The sequence below is a fragment of the Rhodopirellula maiorica SM1 genome (assembly GCF_000346295.1).
GTDB lineage: Bacteria > Planctomycetota > Planctomycetia > Pirellulales > Pirellulaceae > Novipirellula > Novipirellula maiorica.
Map to the genome: position 1 here is coordinate 1 of NZ_ANOG01000126.1, position 2,127 is coordinate 2,127.

General features: G+C 54.9%; 1 protein-coding gene and 2 pseudogenes. All 3 read left to right on the forward strand.

From position 1 onward, the window contains the following. A pseudogene (locus tag RMSM_RS03755) lies at positions 1–227 on the forward strand (DUF2254 domain-containing protein); the annotation flags it as partial. A 116-nt stretch (positions 228–343) separates the two neighbouring features. Next, positions 344–1,447, forward strand: coding sequence for a baeRF3 domain-containing protein (locus RMSM_RS03760; protein WP_144057352.1), 1,104 nt, complete (start codon positions 344–346; stop codon positions 1,445–1,447). 99 nt (positions 1,448–1,546) lie between these two features. Next, positions 1,547–2,127 (forward strand): annotated as a pseudogene (locus tag RMSM_RS03765) (hypothetical protein); the annotation flags it as partial.

A 2,127-nucleotide genomic window follows, 5' to 3' on the forward strand; every position in this document is an offset into this window, starting at 1 on the left:
TGGAAATGCTTGCGAAAGTTGCTTTGTCCGCCACCAGCGATTCCCATCGTCGGTTGCTGGTGCGGCACGCCGGAGCATTGCGACGAGAGTGCAAGCGAGCGTTAAACGACCAACGTGGCATGCAACTTTTGAACGATCGCTACCGCTCGATGGTGTGGTTGCTTCGTGATCCCGTTTATCGTCAACAGGTGCTCGATACCGGAAATTGGGTTGGCGGTCGAGCGTGAGCCCGCCGACGAGACCCGCCATGATAAAACGACGAACTTGGCGATCTCGGCATCCCGTTTGCATGGTTGTAATGGCGAATGATTTCAACGCACCTCTCTAGAAAAGGAATCGCCCGATGGCTATGACAACCAGCGAAACGATACTTCAAACTCTTAAGCCCGGTGACCTCGAAGAACTCGCCTCGATCACGGGCAAGCCATGCGTTTCGATTCTGATGCGTACCCACCGATCGGGACCCGACACTCAACAAGGATCCATCCGACTGAAGAATCTGCTCAACGACGCCAGCAAAAAGCTGAAATCGCTTGAGCACGATGATGCGATTCTCGCTCAGGTCAAAGAGGGAGCTCGGGAGAGCAATTTTTGGCAACATCAAGGCGAAGGACTTGCGATCTTTGTAACGCCCGACAAATGCAGGATGTTTCGTCTGAACCGCGAAGTGGACGATATTGTTCATGTTGGCGAAACGTTTTTGTTATTGCCGCTGATCCGCGAACAAGGAAATCGCGATCGCTATTTCGTGCTCTCACTAACCTGGGACGAAGCGAAATTGTTCCAACGACGTGGGGAATCGCTCGAGGTGATTCAAACTGATTCGCTGCCAGCAAAGTTCAATGATTTGATCCTACCTCGCGATCCCGAAGTGAGCCTGCAGAACCGCAGTCACCAGAGCATGGGTAACTCCGGAGGATCGTCGACGGCCATGTTTCATGGGCACGGCCAAGGAGAAGACAAGATCGAGGCGGACCGAGAACATTACCTGTCGTTGGTCGGCGAAGAAGTTGTCGGCGCGATGTACAACACGGGCTTGCCACTGGTGGTCGTTGCGACCGAAGAGGTCGGCGGCCACTTTCGAGCAGTCAGTGACGTTAGTGTGGATGCCAAAGTAGATGCCAGCCCGTCGCAGTGGAGTGAAGTTGAACTTCGCGATCAGGCCCATCAAGCGATTGCTCCGAAATTAGAGTCGTCGCATGATCAATTCGGTGAGCGGTTTGGTACCGCGATGGCCCAGTCCAAAGGGTCTAACGACATTGCCGACGTTTTGGACGCAGCAAAGAACGGTCGGATTGATTCCGTCATGATTCGCGATGGCGCTCGCGAGTTGAATCGTGTGAATCAAGTCGTGATTGAGACACTGCGAAACGGCGGAGATGTTTTCAGCAAGCTCGATGGTGATTCAAGCGACGAAGCCGAAGTTGCTGCGATCTATCGTTTCTAGGCGGAGTGTCCTGAATAGTTTTTTTCTGAGGCTCGCAATGAAGAGGCAAGAAGAGTGTCGCGAGTGTATACAACTTCACCAACCCATTGGGTGACCCAAATGCAAAATCAACGAACGCTAGTTTTTTTCTTCGCCTATCTCGCCTTGGCTGTTGCGACCTTGGTTACAGTGCGTGCTGGTGATCCACCGCGAACTGATGATTCACCGCGGGCTAAAGCCGCGGTGCCTGACGGATCGCCCAATCAGATTAGTGATTGGGCGTTGGCCGGAGTGATCTGGAGCGATGCAAGTTTGACTCAGCGGTTGGCGACCGAAGCCGCAAAGCAGGCCGAGACACCCGAGCAGGCCGAAGAACTGCGAACGATTGCTCGTCAATCATCGCAGTTGATTGAGGCACTGGAGTCGTTTGGCTGGCGTCAGGTCGGTCGCACGGCACAGCCCACCAGTAACGATGCAGTGCGAAATCGTGAGCGCGAATCGGGATCGACGCCATTGCCGAGTCCCGAAGCGGTAGGCAGGGCGATTGCAGATTCGCTGGATCCCGGTGCCGTACAACAGGCGTCGGCGACCTCGAGTGCGTCCACGGGCACGCCAGATCGCCGATCCGCTGACGCCGTGAATCGCGAAGCCGCCGCCATGAATCGTGAAGCGGCGGCCTTGCCCCAAGGTTTAAAGCGTTT

What these genes read in the sequence shown, in the direction of transcription:
- RMSM_RS03760 (WP_144057352.1), top strand. Translation starts at nt 344, where the DNA reads ATGGCTATGACAACCAGCGAAACGATACTTCAAACTCTTAAGCCCGGT.